The organism is Mycobacteroides franklinii, from assembly GCF_002013895.1.
GTDB lineage: Bacteria > Actinomycetota > Actinomycetes > Mycobacteriales > Mycobacteriaceae > Mycobacterium > Mycobacterium franklinii.
Map to the genome: position 1 here is coordinate 24,333 of NZ_MAFQ01000010.1, position 17,549 is coordinate 41,881.

Here is a 17,549-nt window from a genome sequence, read left to right on the forward strand (position 1 = left end):
GACATGCCTGCATTGCGCTCACGAACCGTCACCCACGGCCGCAACATGGCCGGAGCCCGTGCACTGTTACGCGCGGCCGGGGTGTCCGCTTCCGACTTCGGCAAACCAATTGTGGCTGTTGCCAACAGCTTCGCCGAGTTTGTTCCGGGACATACCCATCTGCAACCGGTTGGGCGCATCGTCAGCGACGCGATCACGGCGGCAGGCGCGGTGCCCCGCGAGTTCAACACGATCGCGGTGGACGACGGCATCGCAATGGGTCATGCCGGGATGCTGTACTCCCTGCCGTCGCGCGACCTGATCGCCGACTCGATCGAGTACATGGTCGAGGCACATCGCGCCGATGCGCTGGTGTGCATTTCCAACTGCGACAAGATCACCCCGGGGATGCTGATGGCGGCTCTGCGCCTGAACATCCCGACGGTGTTCGTGTCCGGCGGGCCCATGGAGGGTGGACGCACCACTCTGCAGGACGGAACCGTACGCACGGGGATGAATCTCATCACCGCGGTGGCCGAGTCGGCATCCATGTCCGTCTCCGACACGGATCTGACCCGGATCGAGGAGCAGGCGTGCCCGACGTGCGGATCCTGCTCGGGGATGTTCACCGCCAACTCCATGAACTGCCTGACTGAGGCGCTGGGGCTGGCACCCCCGGGCAACGGTACGACGCTGGCCACCCACACCGCCCGCAGAGAGCTGTACGAGCACGCCGGACGCCTGGTTGTCGAGCTCGCCCGCCGGTACTACGACAACGACGACATCGCGGCGTTGCCGCGACAGATTGCGTCGCGCAAGGCGTTCGAAAATGCGATGTGCATGGACGTCGCCATGGGCGGTTCGACAAACACCGTTCTGCATTTGTTGGCAGCCGCGCACGAAGCGCAACTGGATTTCACCCTGGAGGACATCGACGCGCTCTCGCGGCGGGTCCCGTGCCTGTGCAAGGTCGCCCCGAACGGCTCATATCTGGTCGAGGATGTCCACCGCGCGGGTGGTGTCCCCGCGCTGCTCGGCGAGCTGGACCGGGCCGGACTGCTGCACCGTGAGGTGCACAGCGTCCATGCACCAGATCTGTCGTCCTGGCTTGCCGAGTGGGATGTGCGGGACACGTCGCCCTCGCCGGATGCTGTCGAGCTGTTTCACGCCGCGCCCGGATGCGAGCGATCAGCGCAAGCCTTCTCGCAGTCCCGCCGCTGGCACACACTCGATCTCGATGCGTCGAGCGGCTGTATTCGCGATGCCGCGCATGCCTATTCCGCCGACGGCGGCCTGGCTGTGCTTACCGGCAACCTGGCACCGAACGGGTGCATCGTCAAGACGGCCGGTGTCGATGAGAAGATCCACACTTTCACCGGGCCCGCGATCGTTCTCGAATCCCAAGACGAGGCGGTCGATGCCATCCTGAACAATCGCGTGCAACCGGGTGACGTGGTGGTGATCCGCTATGAGGGTCCGCGCGGCGGCCCGGGTATGCAGGAAATGCTTTACCCGACAGCCTTTCTCAAAGGACGCGGCCTCGGAGCCAGCTGTGCGCTCATCACCGACGGGCGTTTCTCGGGAGGAACATCGGGACTGTCGATCGGTCACGTCTCACCCGAAGCGGCAGCCGGTGGTCCGATCGCGCTCGTCGAGGACGGGGACGTCATCAGTATCGACATCGCCCGACGCACCATCACCGTCGAGGTCGACGGCGAGACACTGCGAATCCGAAGGGATTTCTTGGAATCCGGACTCGGGTACCGGCCCGCCAAACGCGATCGGCAGGTCTCCCCGGCCCTACGCGCATACGCATCCTTGGTCACCTCCGCCGACCGAGGCGCCGTCAGGGAGTTGGACATGGCCTGAGCCCGCGTCACCGGGTCCAGAACCCTGCCGTGAGCCCCGTCGTGCATCGAACCGAACGAGAGGAATAACCAATGTCCCATAGCGAAAGCTTGTGCTGGATGTCGGCGGTCGAGTTGTCCCAGCAGATCGCCCGGCGGAACGTCACGCCAACAGAAATCGCCGAAGCCGTTCTGCGGCACATCGAAACGCTGAACCCCGTGCTCAACGCGTTCGTGTATCACGACCCGGACCAAGTACTCAGTGATGCCAAAAAGCTGACGGAGGATCTCGCCGGCGCAAGACCGCTATCGCGGCTGCACGGAATCCCCTACAGCGTGAAAGAGGTGTGTGCCGTCGCCAATACGCCGGTCACCTCCGGCATCGTCGCCTTCAAAGATGAGATCGCCGATCACGATGAACCCGTAGCCGCCCGCTTGCGAGCGGGCGGCGGCCTGTTTCTGGGAAAGACCAATGTGGCGGAGGGCGGCTACAAGGCCAGTTCCAACAATCATTTGTACGGGCCCACCCGTAATCCTTGGGACATCACCAAGACGGCGGGAGGCTCGAGCAGCGGTGCGGGCTCCGCGACTGCGGCCGGGATGGGCCAACTCGCGCAGGGGACAGACGGTGGCGGATCCATTCGTATTCCCGCGGCTGTCAATGGTGTTGTCGGTTTCAAACCGTCCCTCGGCCGGATTCCTCAGACTCGACTTGCAGGCCGTTTTCACACCTTTGCCTTCCATGGTCCGATCGCCCGAACCGTACCCGACGCCGCGCTGATGCTGACCGCAATGGCCGGTTTTGACGACGCGGATCCGTTGTCGCTGCCCTCGGACGGAGTCGACTATCTCGCAGCCCTGGACCGTCCGATCGGACCTGCGCGCATCGCGTGGTCACCCGATCTCGGCATAACCACATGCGATCCCGAAATCCGGTCTATCTGTGAGAGTGCACTCGTAGCGTTCGTGGAGATGGGCTGGACCGTCGACGAGGATCGTCCCGCGTGGAAGGACCCTGCGCGAGCGATGTGGGAGGGCGTCTGGGCTCCGCTCTACGCCGCGAAGCTGGACGCCGTCGACTGGGATAACCACGTCGGTCATGTCGACGAGGAACTCATCCAGGTGATGCGTGACGGTGCGCGACTGACCACGATTCAGGTTCAGCGTGCCGATGCCGCCCGGGGCAAGATGGTCGATGAACTACGAGAGTTTCTGCACCGGTTTGACTTTCTCGTCACCCCTGTTACCACTCTGCATACCTTTGGCCACGACGAGTTCTGCCCGCCTGCACTTGCGAACGAGCCTCTGCTCGAACGTCTTATGGGGTGGGTACTGACCTACCCGTTCAATATGACGACGAATCCCGCGATCTCGATCCCGGCCGGATTCACCTCGGACGGTATGCCTGTAGGACTGCAGATTGTCGGTCGCCTACGAGCCGATGCCGACGTGCTATGTGCAGCGGCGGCGTTCGAAACCATGCGCCCGTGGGCCCAGAACCGTCCGCGCAATAGTCCGACGGTGGTCGAGAAATCCTGAGTCCCGGGGACCGACCTTGTCAATCAGCGACTTCGGCGTAGATCCGTTCGACGTTGGCCCTCTCCGTGGTGAGGCGATCAATCACGGCGGAGCGCTGATCTCGGCGTGCCCTGATCCGGGCCAGCGTCTCCTCCCGGTCTTCAGCCGAAGGCTATTGGTCGATGCCCAGAGCCGCCGCTTCATCGGGCAGACAGTCTTCATTGACAAACATTGACAAACTAGGACACCGCGGAACTCGACACACGGAGGAATGCCTCACAGTCAACACACAGGCTACCGATAGCTCATCCAAACCTTGAGACTCTAATTTGGTGGTTGCACGGCTTTCGCTCGCAGGGAGATCCCGCAGTGTGAGCCATCGTGCAGGATGCGGCACGCGACGACGACCCCCCCCGACCCCGTCGCGTGCCGCACCGCCCGATTACCTGCGGAAACGGCACATCCCATCACCTTGCAGCCTCACCCAGGTCAATCCTTACAGTCGGACTAGCGCCGTTGTGAGGGGAGTTTTTCCTCGCCCTAACGTTGCCGGAAACCGCTGGGAAACAGAGACTGGCGAGTGTTGTGACATGGCAGCACCAGGCGATACGGGCAATTCCACGCGCACAGCGTGCTCGTACTGCGGTGTGGGTTGCGGAATCGAAGTCCACACCAAGGCCACCCCGACGGGCACCGTCATCGCCCGGGTGTCGGGGGACAAGCTTCATCCGACGAACTTCGGTCGGCTGTGCACGAAAGGCGCCACCCATGCCGAACTGATGGATGCGGTGGGCGGGCGGATGACAAACGCTTTGGTGCGTCCCTCGGGCGGCGCCGAATTCGTGGCGACGCCCGTCGACGCCGCGGTGACCGAGGCCGGGCAGAGACTGCGCGCGATCCTCGATGAGCATGGGCCAGATTCGATTGCCCTGTACGTGTCCGGGCAGATGTCGATCGAAGCCCAGTATTTGGCGAACAAGCTGGCCAAAGGGTTTATCCGCACGGTGCACATCGAGTCCAACTCGCGGCTCTGCATGGCCAGCGCCGGTACGGGGTACAAGCAGTCCTTGGGATCCGACGGACCGCCTGGCTCGTACACCGACTTCGACTGCGCCGACGTGTTTTTCGTCATCGGCGCCAACATGGCCGATTGTCATCCGATCCTGTTCTTGCGGATGGCTGATCGAATGAAGGCGGGCGCGAAGCTGATTGTCGTAGATCCGCGCCGTACTGCCACGGCCGATAAAGCGGATTTGTTCTTACAGATCAACCCCGGTACCGATCTGGCGCTCCTGAATGGGCTGCTGCATCTGCTGGTGGAATCCGGGGCGATTGATGAGGAATTCATCGCCGAGCACACCGAGGGCTGGGCGGCGATGCCCGAGTTTCTGGCGGACTATCCACCGGCCGTGGTGGCTGAGATCACCGGCATTCCCGAATCCGATATCCGCGCCGCCGCCACGATGATTGGGGACGCCGGCGAGTGGATGACGTGCTGGACAATGGGCCTGAACCAGAGCACACATGGCACCTGGAATACCAACGCGATCTGCAATCTGCATCTGGCGACCGGCGCGATCTGCAGACCAGGCAGCGGCCCGATGTCGCTGACAGGACAGCCCAACGCGATGGGTGGGCGCGAGATGGGCTACATGGGACCCGGGCTGCCAGGGCAACGGTCAGTGGTCAGCGCCGATGACCGAGCATTTGTGGAAGAGATCTGGGAATTGGCGCCGGGCTCTCTCCGCACCGATGTGGGTCCCGGCACTATCGCCATGTTCGAGCAGATGGCGGCAGGAGACATCAAGGCCTGCTGGATTATCTGCACCAATCCTGTTGCGACAGTGGCCAATCGCGCAAACACCATCACCGGGTTGGAAACAGCCCAGCTTGTCATCACACAGGACACCTACGAAGCCACCGCGACGAATCGGTACGCCGATATCGTGCTGCCGGCCACTTTGTGGGCCGAAGCCGACGCGGTGATGATCAACTCCGAACGCAACCTCACCTTGCTCCAGCAGTCCGTCGAGCCGATCGGCGAGGCACGGCCGGACTGGCTGCTTATCTGCCAGGTGGCGGCCGCAATGGGTTTCGGGGACCACTTCACGTATGCGTCCAGTGAGGAGGTCTTCGAGGAGATCAAGCTATTCTGGAACCCGAAGACCGGCTACGACCTTCGCGGTGCCAGCTATGCACGGTTGCGCCAGACCCCGCTGCAGTGGCCCTGCCCTCCGGATGACTCCGATGACCGGCATCCGATCCGTTACCTGAACGACGGAATCAGCCAGAATCTGTTCGTCGACGAGAACGGCATGCAACCACAGCTCGCCTTTGCCACCCCATCGCGCCGAGCGATTTTCCACCCCCGCCCACACATGGATGCTCGTGAACTGCCCGACGATGACTACCCGTTCATCCTGAATACTGGCCGACTGCAACATCAGTGGCACACGATGACCAAGACCGGACAAGTTGCCAAGCTCAACAAACTCAACAGCGACCCGTTTGTTGAAGTGCATCCCGATGATGCCGCCGAACTCGACATCACTGACGGACAACCCATCGAGTTGCAGTCGCGACGGGGGAGAGCGGTGCTGCCCGCCGTCGTCACCGATCGGGTGCGGCCTGGGAACTGCTTTGTGCCGTTTCATTGGAACGACGAACACGGCGAGTACCTCGCCGTCAATGCCTTGACCACCGATGCGGTGGATCCCGATTCGTTGCAGCCCGAACTGAAGGTCTGCGCCGTCAGTATGCGTCCCACTAACTCTGTCCAACGACCTACACGGCCGGAGGCGCCATCCACGCATCCCGTCGCCGAGGCGATTGGTCTGACAGCCCAGCCAACGCTTTCCGACGATGAGCGGCATTATCTTTCAGGCTTTTTCGCCACTGTGGATAGTGGTGCCGTCGGTGTTCCGGTCTTGCCGCACACGGCACCGCTGAGCGCCGAGGTCCGGCTGTGGATCGACGGAGCGTTGGCAGGGATGTATTCCCGCGTCGACGGGACTACGAGCGCCCCCATCGCCACCTCGCCAGCTGACAGTGTCGGACCAACGCTGTTGGTGCTGTGGGCGTCACAAACCGGCAATGCCGAGGAGTTCGCGGCTCGACTCGCCACCCAGGTCAATACCTCCGGAGCCGCGGCAAAGGTCGTCAACATGGACCAGTGCGCGCTGGACGATCTGGCCGCGGTCCGTGACGTTGTGGTGGTGACTAGTACCTTCGGCGACGGCGGCCCACCGGACAATGGCGCCGACTTCTGGGACCGGCTGCACGCACCTGAGGCACCCTCGCTGGACGGTATGCGCTTTGCCGTGCTGGGAATTGGGGATCGCGCCTACGAAAACTTCTGCGGTCACGCAAAATCCATCGACGAGCGGATGGCGGCACTGGGCGCCACCCGCCTGATGGATCGGCTCGACTGCGAAATCTACGACGAAGAACCGCTCACGCAGTGGGCCCAACAAGTCAGCACGCTGATCACGACGCCGGGGCACAGGCCCGATGAGTCCGCCTCACACGTTGCCGTCACCCCTACGGCAGAGGTGGCCGTCGCAGCCTCACCGTCCAGTGCGTCCACCGTCACGGTCGAGATGTTCACCCGCGCGAACCCGGTCACGGCGCGGCTATGCCGCAACATGGTGCTGACACCTGGGTCTTCGGTAAAAGAAGTGCGCCAGTTCGGGTTTGATATCTCGGGGTATGGCGTAAGTTACGGAGTCGGTGACGCGCTCGGGGTCTATCCGACCAATAGCGTTAGCTCCGTCGACGCGTGGCTTGCCGCGACCGGCCTACGGGCAGAGGAGATCATCGAAGTCGATGGCACCGAACAAACGCTGCGCCATGCGCTGACCACGTCCTATGACATCGGCCGAATTACCCCAAATCTCCTGAGCTTTCTGGCCGATACAACCAAGGACTCCGCGGCCGCCAAGACACTGCGCGCCGCACGCGCCGACCTGAGAACGTGGGCGTTCGGCCGCAATGGGGTAGACGTGGTGCACGACTTTCCGGTTCGGGCCGACGCCCAACAGTGGCAGGACGTTCTGGTGCGGCTGACCCCGCGTTCCTATTCCATCTCCTCGAGCCCATTGACCAGTCCGGATGAAGTGCAGCTGACTGTCTCGGTGGTGCGTTACCAGGGGACGAACGGGGCCGAGCGTGGCGGTGTGTGCTCGACTTTCCTCGCGGACCGCGCGGGGGAGTCGCCCACACCGGTCTTCCTGCAGAGGTCGCCTCACTTCAGGCCGCCCGAGGATTCCCGTACGCCGATGATCATGGTCGGTCCGGGCACCGGTATCGCGCCGTTCCGCGGGTTCCTGCATGAACGTCGCGCACTCGGACATACCGGGCCCAACTGGCTGTTCTTCGGCGATCAGCATGCCGCACAACACTTCTACTACCGCGATGATCTGACCGCCATGGTCACCGACAAATTCCTCACCAGGCTCGAGCTTGCCTTCTCCCGTGATCAGAAGAAGCGGATCTACGTGCAGCACAAAATGATTGAAAATGGCGCCGAACTGTGGTCCTGGCTGCAGGACGGCGCGCACCTCTACGTTTGTGGCGACGCGAGCAAAATGGCCAAAGACGTCGACAGCGCGCTGACCACGATCATCGAAACGCACGGACAGCTCTCGGCCGAGCAGGCCCGAGACTACAAACGCGAACTGGTGGCCAACAAGCGTTATCTCCGCGACGTCTACTAGGACGTCCGGCGCAGGTGATGCGGACCCAACCGTATGGACGAGCCGCCCGGTCGCTCAGTAGTTGTGGCAGTTGTTGACAGCTCTGCCCACTGGCCCGGAAGACGAGCTCATGATGTCATCGCTGATACCCGTCCACTGTTGGTGGCCCAGGGTTTCTTCGAACGCATTCAACTGCTGCTGACGCTGTCCCGACGGGGCGGCCAGAACCCCGGCAAGCCCGAGCCGCAACTCATTCTCGAGTTTTGGATCGCGACTGATCTTGCGCCAGATCAATGGATCATTCTGCTGCAACGACGACATCACCTGCTGCTCGGAGCACGTGGTGGTATTCAAATCGTCAGCATGTGCCTGACCTGCTACCGCAACAGCAAAGCAGGAGAGTCCTGCTGCCATGCTCACCTCCAAAAGCCCGCGACTGCCCTTGCTGATTCCCTTCATGGCCGAGCACTTTAGTGAGGATTGCATTCACCGGCGGCGAGTTCGCGAAAAGCGGCTCAGATATAGCTGACGGTACACAAACAAGGCTGGCTGCCCAGGATTCCTGGACAGCCAGCCTTAATTCTTTGTCTAGCGCGGTGAAACTTTAGACAGTCTGCACCGAGACGGCCTGGGGGCCGCGATCGCCGGCCTCTTCTTCGAAGCTGACGCGGTCGTTCTCATTGAGGGTGCGGAATCCGCCGCTGCCGAGGATGCCTGAGAAGTGGACAAAGAGATCCTTGCCGCCGCTGTCCGGGGTGATGAACCCGAATCCCTTTTCGGCGTTGAACCATTTGACGATGCCTTGAGCCATGCGATAACTCTCCTGAGTATCTAAATACGGGATCGACGTTCGATCCTGGGTCTGCGGAGGTACGCGAAATCAGGCAACCGGTAAAAGTCACGGAGATTGGTGTGTGTCCGCCGCGGAAAATCTTCGCGAGCGTGTCAGTAAGAAAATCAACCGTTTTCACCATATCAGAGGTTTGGGTTAATGACCAGAACGCGGGAGTAATCGCCATACTGACCTATCCCGAAGGTGAACGTCTGGATCGGCCAGCGCCTCGAGCACCTGGAGGTTGCGCGGTAACTGTCAAGCCAGTGCGGATAGAACGAATCAACCACCGCGCCAATTGATTTCAACTTTCACTGCCCGTGCATTCTTCCGCCTCGGCGTTCAAACATTGCCGTCGTCTTTGGGGCAAAAAGAGGTCAAAGCGCCATCATTCGCGGTGGCCGCCGTGGTCTAGTGGGCTGGGTGTCTTGTTTGTTCGGGGGTCTGGCCAGTCCAGCCGCGGAAGGCGCGGTAGAACGAGTTGGTGTCGTCGTAGGCAAGTAGCAGCGCGATCTGACTGATACTGGTGTCGCCCCGTGACAGGTAGTGGCGGGCCAAGTTCTCTCGTGTCCTGTTGAGCACCGACTGAAAGCTGCTGTGTTCGAGCTGAAGCTGCCTCTGCAGTGTCCGGGTGCTCGTGGCCAATTTTCGGGCGACCGTGCCGATGTCACTTTGACCGGCAGGCAGCGCTTCCAGCAGGACGGTGCGCACCTGCTCCGTCATCGGCGAGGATTGTGTCAGCTCGGAGAGGCGAGCGCGGAGTTGCGGAACGAAGTAATTCCACATCTGGAGGTCTTCGGTCAGGAAGGGCAGTGCCGAATCTTCGGCGGAAAAGACGATTGCATCGACCGGTCCCGCTTCGATATCGGTCCCCAAATATTCACGGATGATGGCAGACCGCGGCGGCGGCTCGGTGGCGTACACCCGCATCGGTGCAACGTCCCTATGGGTTCCGAGACGTGCCAACGCCGTCCAGAAGAGCAGTTCGCTGGTGGTCAACACGGCCGGCGGCGAGGTCTCGGTAAGCCAGGTGTAGGTCAGCAGGGTACGTTCGCTGTCCTCCTCAACCCTGATGTCGATCGGCGCGATGAGATGTTTGAACTTGGCGATTCGGTGAGCCGCGACATTGAGGTTCGGGCTGCACAGTGCAGCAAATAGTGGCGCATCGAATACCTCCGCCGTGAGCGTGCGGGCTATGGCGACCGGCAGTGCGTCGTGTCCGCTCGCCTGCTCGAGCGCACTCCAGAACGCAAAGTAGGCCTCGCTCGAGAGGTCAGCAGTTCCGCGGGTTAACAGGTCGGTCGGCAGTCCCGCTTGCCGTAACACGTAATCGGACTGAATGCCCAGGTTATCCAGTAGCGGTTTGATCGCTGGCGAAAGCGTGAAGGTCCCCGAGTCCGTAGCCATCGTCAACATATTACGGGGTATGCACGCCACCTAATATGGCGCGATCTGCTAGTGACACGGCAGTCCGCTCCACTTAGCGTGGGCGCCAAGCACGCCCAAGAAACTCAACAAGGAGAGCTAATAGATGAAGGCCGCCGTTATCCCGGAGATCAACGCCACATGGGAACTGCGCGAGGTCCCGACACCGACCGCCGGACCCGGCGAGGTGCTGATCAAAGTGCACGCGTGCGGGATTTGCTTCACCGACGTGTGGACCACGCGGGGTGCCGCGGGTGACCTCTTCCCACTGATCACCGGCCACGAAGTTGTGGGCGAGGTTGTCGAGGTGGGCGCCGGTGTCAGCACGCGCAAGGTGGGCGATCGTGTCGGCACCACTTGGGTGCAGTCCACCTGTGGCCGCTGCGACTACTGCAAGGAGAACCTGCCACTGTCGGGTCAGGCGGCCGTCAACTGTGCAGCGCCCCGCCTGACCGGCTTCAACGCCCAGGGCGGGCACGCCGAATACGTCGCCGTCACCGCGACGGGCACCGTGCTGATCCCGGATGGCCTGTCCTTCGAGCTTGCCGCACCGATCTTCTGCGCCGGCTACACCACGTGGAGCGGTCTGCGCGCTGCCGAGCCGGCACTTCACGAGCGCGTCGCCATTGTCGGTATTGGCGGCCTGGGGCACCTGGCACTGCAATTCGCGGCGGCATCCGGACTCGAGACCATCGCCGTCACCCACTCGCCTGACAAGCAGGAATTGGCCCGCAAGCTCGGGGCACACGAGGTAGTCGCGAGCGGCGAAGAGCTGTTGGCCGCCGGGGGAGCCGATGTGCTTTTGCTCTGCAGCAACTCCTACGACCAGGGCGCCGACGCGTTGAAGGGCCTGCGCCACGACGGCCGCGCGATATCGATGGGACTCGACCCCTTGGCCGATATCGTCATTCCGACCGATCGGCAGCGGCCCTTCTTCGCCCAGCGGCAGAAGGTTATTGGATCAACGCACAATGGGCTGCGCTATCTCACCGAGGCCCTGGAATTCGCCGCCGCCGGGAAGGTGGTCCCCATGATCGAGACCTTCCCCAAGGAGGAAGTCGGCACTGCCGTGGCCAAGGTCATCGCGGGCGACGTACGGTTCCGCGCCGTCATCACCTACTAACGCGCGGCGCTATCCGGTAGACAGACTGGCCGTACGCAGGTGCTCAGCACAGGCACCTGCGTACGGCCCGAGGAATTATTGACGTGCCCGCGGTACATCGATGCCGCCGCGTAGGTGGATGTCCGGTGCGGTGCCGCCAAAAGGCCAACACAGGACAGTTTTCTACGCCAGGGCCATCACTATCGAAAGCGAGTATCAGGTATGTCCGAACAAACAACCAGCAAATCGGTGACGCCAGGTGCCGGGCAGCGGCCCAAGGCGCTGGTGCTGATGTCGTCGAACAAGGTGTTGCCGCTCGCGGAGCCGGCCGGGCATCCTGGTGTTTCCACAGGGGTCTTCTTCATCGAACTGGGTCAGATCCTGCAGGAGTTCGGTCCGGATTATGACTTCACTTTCGCGACGACCGATGGCCAGCTGCCGCAGGTCGACATCAACGGCCTTGCGCTGCAATGGCAAGCGGTCGAGAAGCTGACGACCGCCATGCTCGCGACCACCGCGGAGGAGGCTCTCGGATTTGACGTGGACAAGTTCCGTGCACGTCGCCCTGAACTGATCGCCCGCCGTGACGCCGAGCTCGATCTGGCATACCGCTATTTGGGCAACGTTCCGGTTTCCGAAGTCTTGCCCCGAACAGATAAGGAGGTCGCGCCGCTTCGCGATGAGATCGCCGCACGCTTCGCGTCGTTGCCTTCCAAGACGTACTTCTCGGCGCAACAACTGGTCGAGCGCGACCGCGACCCCGAGGACGCTTTCGACCTCGGCGACTACGACTTCGCCCATATCCCCGGCGGGCACGCACCGATGGTCGACTACGTCGACAATCCATGGCTCGGCGAATTGATCAACGTCCTGCATGAAAAGGGTGTGCTGGTCTCGTTGATCTGCCATGCCCCGGTCGCCATGGTCTCGGCCGCAAAGTACCGGGTCGACAAGGACGGCAACCCAACACCCAACACGGATAACCCGTTCACGGGCATCACGGTGACCACCGTGCCGAAATACGCCGAAATCCTTGCCTGCCAAACCGCGTTCCTCAAACTGCCCGGCCACAAGACCCGACCCACCTACTACGTGGACGAGGCCCTCGAAGACGCTGGATTCACATTCGAGGGCGTTTTCCCCAATGCCGGTGCCCCCAAGCTCATCTGGGAGCCAAGCGTCCGCATCCTGACCGGCAACGGCCCCCAAGCCGTCGACCAACAGGCCGCCATGCTCCGCACCCTGCTCACCCAGCCAGGCCACTAGCGATTCCTGTGGCCGGGGCGGTCGGACCACCTTCGAGCCAAGATGATCGATCGGTGTGATGATTGGCGGTGCGAGTTCACAGCCATCTCGCCGTCTAGGTTCGTGTGAGGAGGCCAGGGTGACTATCCGCGCAAAAGCACCGGCGCACAGGCTTCGTGCGATGGCTGGGCGTGACCCGCATGAATCTCACCGGGTCGCGACGCCGCTTGAACTTCTGTACGACCTGACCTTTGTCGTGGCCTTCAGCGCCGCTGCGAACGAACTCGCTCATTCGCTATCGGCGGGCCACATTGGCGCCGGGCTAGTGGGATTCGGATTCGCGACGTTCGCGATCTGTTGGGCCTGGGTCAATTTCAGCTGGTTCGCATCGGCGTATGACACCGACGACTGGGCCTATCGACTCCTGACAATGGGTCAAATGGCCGGTGTCATCGTCCTGGCGCTCGGAATTCCGCAGCTGTACGCATCGATCGCCAAGGGCGAACATGTGGACAACCAAGTCATGGTGGCGGGCTACGTCGTGATACGTGCCGCCATGATTGTGCAGTGGCTACGGGCCGCACAGCAGAATCCAGAGCGCCGGTCCGCGTGCCTTACCTACGCATTGACTATCGGTGTGGCCCAGGTGTTATGGGTCGGTGTAATCATCATCCACACGTCGGTGCCGGTGACGTTCGTGCTGGTTCTTCTTGTTACGGCCGTTGAGATGATCGGCCCCCTGATCGCCGAAACCCTGCGGGGAGGCACGCCGTGGCACCCGCACCACATCGCTGAGCGTTACGGCTTGCTGGCGATCATCGCGCTCGGGGAAGGCATAGCCGGCACAGTTGCATCGCTGTCCGCAGTAGTCGGTGCCCAAGGCTGGTCGACGGATGCGGTGCTCGTGATCATCGCGGGCGTCGGGTTGACCTTCGGCATGTGGTGGATCTATTTCGTGCTTCCCTTCGGGGACTTGCTGCACGCGCACCGTTCACGGGCTATCCCTTTCGCGCTCATGCACATCGGGATCTTCGCCTCGATTGTCGCGACCGGTGCGGGCCTCCACGTCGCCGCTTACTACATCGAACATCACACCGAATTAGAATCGCTTGCAACCGTATTGACGGTCGCAATCCCGGTCGCTGCCTACATCGGCACTGTTTACTTATTGGGCGCGATACTCATACGGCTGTGGGATCCTTTCCACGTACTCCTGGTTGTGCTCACCGCGGTGGTGCTAGGCGGGGCAGTCTGGTTGGCCGCAGGGGGAGTGCCGATGGCGGTATGCCTGGTTATCCTCACCGGCGCGCCCCTTGTCACCGTGGCCGGATTCGAGCTCATCGGGCATCGCCATGCCTCGCAGGCAATCGCGGAATCAATCTCCAGAGGAGGTCCTGCCGAAGGCCGTTGAGATGTCGGATGCGTGAGCGGTCGGGTCAAACTTGTGGCCGTCTCGGTCATTGGCCGCGCGGACAGTTCGCCATAGCGTCGGTGAAAACCGAACATGGACGAAGGAGTTCTGTTGTGGCGTTGCATCGCTCAAGCTGGATGGACAAGGACCTTGACGCGCTTGCCGAGCTGGCACGCCGGTTCTTCGAAAAGGAGTGCACCCCGAATGAGCAGCGCTGGGGCCGGCAGCAATCCGTCGACCGTGACGTCTGGAAGCGCGCCGGGGAACTAGGGCTGCTGTGCTTGAGCATTCCGGAGGAGTACGGCGGCGGCGGGGGGACCTTTGCGCACGAAGCGGTCGTCGCGATCGAACAAGTCCGCGCGCTGGCACCAAGTTTCGGCGGGCTGCTGCACAGCGCGATCATCGCGCACTACATCAATGCCTATGGCACCGAGGAACAGAAGAAGACCTGGTTGCCCAGGATGGCATCGGGTGATGTAGTCAGCGCGATCGCGATGACCGAACCCGGCACCGGTTCGGATCTGCAGTCCATCAAGACCAAGGCGGTCAAAGACGGCGACGACTACCTCATCAGCGGCGCCAAGACCTTCATTTCGAACGGCCAGCTCGCCGATCTCGTGGTCGTCGTCGCCAAGACCGACCCAGAAGGCCGTGGCGCAGACAGTGTTTCACTGATCCTGGTAGAGACCGACCGCGAGGGCTTCCGGCGCGGACGTAATCTGGAGAAAATCGGCCAGCATGGTCAGGACACCTGCGAGCTGTTCTTCGACGATGTCCGGGTACCGCAATGCAATTTGGTCGGCACGGTCGAGGGCCTCGGGTTCATTCAACTCATGCAGCAGCTGCCCCAGGAGCGATTGGTCCTCGCTGTCGCCGCAACGGCCGCGATCGAGAAGACCGTTGATCTCACCGTCGCATACACCAAGGAACGTGAGGCATTCGGGCGGCCGATCTTCAAATTCCAGAACACCCAGTTCGTCCTCGCCGAGAGCGACACCATCAAGTCCGTCGCGTGGAGCTTCCTCGATGACTGCGTGACCAAGCACCTGGCCGGAGAGCTCGATGTGCCCACGGCCGCCAAGGCCAAGTGGTGGCTCACCGAGCAACAATGCAAGGTGGCCGACGAATGCCTACAGCTCTTCGGCGGCTACGGCTATATGCAGGAGTATCCGATCTCACGGCTCTACGCCGATGCCCGCATCCAGAAGGTATACGGCGGCACCAACGAGATCATGAAGACAATCATCGCCAAGGCACTGTGATGGGACCACTTCACGGGGTCAAGGTCGTCGAAATCGCCAGCCTTGCACCGGCTCCATTCGGGTGTATGGTCCTGGCCGATCTGGGCGCCGACGTGCTGCGAGTAGAGCGCGCCGGGGCGCCCGGTGACGGAATCGCACCGCCGGATGGTCCTCTTGACCGTGGAAAACGCACTATCAAACTGGATCTGAAGGACCCCGACGACCTGCATACGCTGTACGCACTGGTCGAGCAGGCTGATGTGTTCGTCGAGGGGTTCCGGCCCGGGGTCGCCGAGCGGCTCGGCATCGGGCCGGCGGACCTGGAGCACCGCAATTCGCGTTTGGTGTACGGGCGAATGACTGGTTGGGGGCAGCAGGGTCCGCTCGCCAGCACTGCGGGTCACGACATCAACTACATCGCGTTGTCCGGGGCGCTCGATCTCATTGGACGCTCGGGGGAACGGCCCGTACCGCCGGGCAACATCATCGGCGACTTCGCCGGTGGTGGAATGCTGCTGGCACTGGGCGTCGTCTCTGCGCTCTACGAACGCGACAGGTCCGGCAAGGGGCAGGTCGTTGACGCTGCCATGGTCGACGGGGCCGCCCTGTATACGGCGTTCATGCACGGAATGCACGCGGTCGGTTTGTGGAACCAGCCGCGGGGGGAGAACGCACTGGACAGCGGCGCGCCGTTCTACGACACCTACGAGTGCGCGGACGGCCGTTACGTCGCCGTCGGATGCGTGGAATTCCCCTTCTATGTACAGCTTCTGGCCGCACTCGGCATCGACGATCCCGACCTGCCGTTCCAGTTGGACACATCGGGGTGGGCGCAGCTCAAGGAGGTGATCGGGGCAAAGATCAAAGAACGCACCCGCGACGAGTGGGCTGCCGTGTTCGCGAACTCCGACGCCTGCGTGACACCGGTGCTGAGTCCCTGGGAGGCACATGAGCACGGACATAACCAGGCTCGTGAGGCATTCATCGAGGTCAGCGGACTGCGTCAGCCCGCCCCGGCGCCTCGCTTCAGCCGGACCCCCGCGCCTCGTCCCGAACCGCACACCGCGGACTCGTCCGTGCTCGCAAAGATGCTGTCCGACTGGGGGATTGCCGATGATCAACTCAAACGGCTGACCGGTTAGTGCTGATACGACCCTGGCGGGCTACCGGTCCAGCGACGAAACGCACGCGAAAAGGCGCTGGGCTCTGAGAATCCAAGTCGGCGCGACAGCGCGGCCACGGTTTCCTCGCCGCGCACCAGGCTCGTGATCGCCGCATCACGGAGAATCTCTTCTTTGATCTCGCGCGGCGACGTGCCCTCGTCGCGGAGTTTGCGCCGCAATGTTTGAGGGCTCATGGTCAACGTCGCTGCAATCTCGTCGAAGCTCAGCCAGTTTCCGGTCAGACCCTGGGCAAGCAGCAGACGTACCTGGCTGGCCGTGGACGTCGCGTAGCTGCGATAGGTGATCACGCTTGCCGGCGCGTGACGAAGATAGTCGTCCAATGAACCTTCGTCACGGACAACGGGCGCCGACAAGTTATCTCTGTCGAACACCAGCGTCGGGTGATCGGCTGAAAAAACCATGGGCGCACCGAATATCAGGTCGTAGTCGTCTACCTCCACGCGTTCGGCATACGGGACTTCAACCCGACGCAGCGGTATCCGCTTTCCGATGGCCCATCCCAGGAACCGGTGTGTCATGGCGAGCAAGGTGTCGATCAGAAGGTCCACCGGCTGCTCGATCTTGCTGAGGTCAATCGATAATGCGGCGGTGGCGCCCCGAACTGTGATCGTGATGGGTGGAATTCCGGGCACTGCCCGTTTGAAATCTGCGAACCGTTGCATCGCCGCACCGAGATCTGTCGCGTTGATCAGCGCGTAGCAGAGAAGCCGAAACGTGCCGCGGGGGACGGGCGTGAGCCCGAGTCCCAGCAGCTCATCATCCGTTTGGCGCCACAGCTCCCGAAACAGGACGCCTGCTTGATCTGTCGTCACCCGGGAACGGCCCTCTGCCAGCAGCGTCGGCGAGACTCCGGCGGCGCCCAGCATCGTCTCCACGTCCCAGCCACAGCGCAACGCCAGCCCAGCGAAGGCCTGAACCCGCTGGATCGGGATCGTGTACGCGGTCGCCGCGTCATGAGGAGGCACGTAGACGACGCTACCGTGCTGACGCGAGCAGTTCAGTCAAGAAGGCGAGAAGTTCGGTCATCGCGGGCCAGGCCTCGGGTTCGTAACGTCATCAACCAGATTCGAT

Annotated in this window: 12 protein-coding genes; 8 read left to right on the forward strand and 4 right to left on the reverse strand. The window is 62.3% G+C overall.

The features are described from left to right. Positions 1–3: 3 nt before the first annotated feature. The 3 genes from ilvD to B4393_RS17620 all read left to right on the forward strand — a co-directional run bounded on the left by ilvD (position 4) and on the right by B4393_RS17620 (position 8,059). Positions 4–1,848, forward strand: a complete 1,845-nt coding sequence (gene ilvD, locus B4393_RS17605; protein WP_078335378.1) for a dihydroxy-acid dehydratase — start codon at positions 4–6, stop codon at positions 1,846–1,848. Positions 1,849–1,919: 71 nt separating this feature from the next. Then, positions 1,920–3,365 carry an amidase gene (locus tag B4393_RS17610; RefSeq protein WP_078335176.1) on the forward strand — a complete coding sequence of 482 codons (1,446 nt, stop codon included), beginning with the start codon at positions 1,920–1,922 and terminating at the stop codon, positions 3,363–3,365. A gap of 569 nt (positions 3,366–3,934) precedes the next feature. Continuing rightward, positions 3,935–8,059, forward strand: a complete 4,125-nt coding sequence (locus B4393_RS17620; RefSeq protein ID WP_078335178.1) for a bifunctional nitrate reductase/sulfite reductase flavoprotein subunit alpha — start codon at positions 3,935–3,937, stop codon at positions 8,057–8,059. Positions 8,060–8,113: 54 nt separating this feature from the next. Here the strand turns inward: B4393_RS17620 and B4393_RS27565 are convergent, their stop codons facing one another. The 3 genes from B4393_RS27565 to B4393_RS17635 form a co-directional block, all read right to left on the reverse strand. Further along, entirely contained in the window at positions 8,114–8,497 is a 384-nt protein-coding gene (locus B4393_RS27565; protein WP_133052603.1) for a hypothetical protein, read from the reverse strand. A 145-nt stretch (positions 8,498–8,642) separates the two neighbouring features. Further along, positions 8,643–8,849: a cold-shock protein gene (locus B4393_RS17630; RefSeq protein ID WP_070939845.1), complete on the reverse strand. Its 207-nt coding sequence runs from the start codon at positions 8,847–8,849 to the stop codon at positions 8,643–8,645. A 432-nt stretch (positions 8,850–9,281) separates the two neighbouring features. Then, positions 9,282–10,277, reverse strand: a complete 996-nt coding sequence (locus B4393_RS17635; protein ID WP_078335180.1) for an AraC family transcriptional regulator — start codon at positions 10,275–10,277, stop codon at positions 9,282–9,284. A 124-nt stretch (positions 10,278–10,401) separates the two neighbouring features. Here B4393_RS17635 and B4393_RS17640 point away from each other — a divergent pair, with 124 nt between their 5' ends. The 5 genes from B4393_RS17640 (at position 10,402) to B4393_RS17660 (ending at position 16,436) form a co-directional block, all read left to right on the forward strand. Beyond that, a complete protein-coding gene (locus B4393_RS17640; protein WP_078335181.1) occupies positions 10,402–11,418 on the forward strand; it encodes an alcohol dehydrogenase catalytic domain-containing protein in 1,017 nt (338 codons plus the stop codon). Positions 11,419–11,619: 201 nt separating this feature from the next. Further along, complete coding sequence (locus B4393_RS17645) at positions 11,620–12,663, forward strand: type 1 glutamine amidotransferase family protein (protein WP_078335182.1); 1,044 nt, start codon at positions 11,620–11,622, stop codon at positions 12,661–12,663. A 160-nt stretch (positions 12,664–12,823) separates the two neighbouring features. Next, positions 12,824–14,053 (forward strand): low temperature requirement protein A, encoded by a 1,230-nt coding sequence (locus B4393_RS17650; RefSeq protein ID WP_078335183.1) that lies wholly within the window; start codon positions 12,824–12,826, stop codon positions 14,051–14,053. A gap of 137 nt (positions 14,054–14,190) precedes the next feature. Then, positions 14,191–15,315, forward strand: coding sequence for an acyl-CoA dehydrogenase family protein (locus B4393_RS17655; RefSeq protein ID WP_078335184.1), 1,125 nt, complete (start codon positions 14,191–14,193; stop codon positions 15,313–15,315). Next, a complete protein-coding gene (locus B4393_RS17660) occupies positions 15,315–16,436 on the forward strand; it encodes a CaiB/BaiF CoA transferase family protein (protein WP_078335185.1) in 1,122 nt (373 codons plus the stop codon). Before B4393_RS17655 ends, B4393_RS17660 begins: the two co-directional genes overlap by 1 nt. Here B4393_RS17660 and B4393_RS17665 read toward each other — a convergent pair. Next, a complete protein-coding gene (locus B4393_RS17665; protein ID WP_078335186.1) occupies positions 16,433–17,443 on the reverse strand; it encodes an AraC family transcriptional regulator in 1,011 nt (336 codons plus the stop codon). The genes B4393_RS17660 and B4393_RS17665 overlap by 4 nt on opposite strands. Between the last annotated feature and the right edge of the window lie 106 nt (positions 17,444–17,549).

Bases quoted from the DNA above. Each gene is read 5' to 3' on its own strand.
- B4393_RS17650 (WP_078335183.1), top strand. From the start codon at position 12,824: ATGGCTGGGCGTGACCCGCATGAATCTCACCGGGTCGCGACGCCGCTT.
- B4393_RS17630 (WP_070939845.1), bottom strand. From the start codon at position 8,849: ATGGCTCAAGGCATCGTCAAATGGTTCAACGCCGAAAAGGGATTCGGG.
- B4393_RS17640 (WP_078335181.1), top strand. From the start codon at position 10,402: ATGAAGGCCGCCGTTATCCCGGAGATCAACGCCACATGGGAACTGCGC.
- B4393_RS17655 (WP_078335184.1), top strand. From the start codon at position 14,191: ATGGACAAGGACCTTGACGCGCTTGCCGAGCTGGCACGCCGGTTCTTC.
- B4393_RS17620 (WP_078335178.1), top strand. From the start codon at position 3,935: ATGGCAGCACCAGGCGATACGGGCAATTCCACGCGCACAGCGTGCTCG.
- B4393_RS27565 (WP_133052603.1), bottom strand. From the start codon at position 8,497: ATGAAGGGAATCAGCAAGGGCAGTCGCGGGCTTTTGGAGGTGAGCATG.
- ilvD (WP_078335378.1), top strand. From the start codon at position 4: ATGCCTGCATTGCGCTCACGAACCGTCACCCACGGCCGCAACATGGCC.
- B4393_RS17660 (WP_078335185.1), top strand. From the start codon at position 15,315: ATGGGACCACTTCACGGGGTCAAGGTCGTCGAAATCGCCAGCCTTGCA.
- B4393_RS17645 (WP_078335182.1), top strand. From the start codon at position 11,620: ATGTCCGAACAAACAACCAGCAAATCGGTGACGCCAGGTGCCGGGCAG.
- B4393_RS17610 (WP_078335176.1), top strand. From the start codon at position 1,920: ATGTCCCATAGCGAAAGCTTGTGCTGGATGTCGGCGGTCGAGTTGTCC.
- B4393_RS17635 (WP_078335180.1), bottom strand. From the start codon at position 10,277: ATGGCTACGGACTCGGGGACCTTCACGCTTTCGCCAGCGATCAAACCG.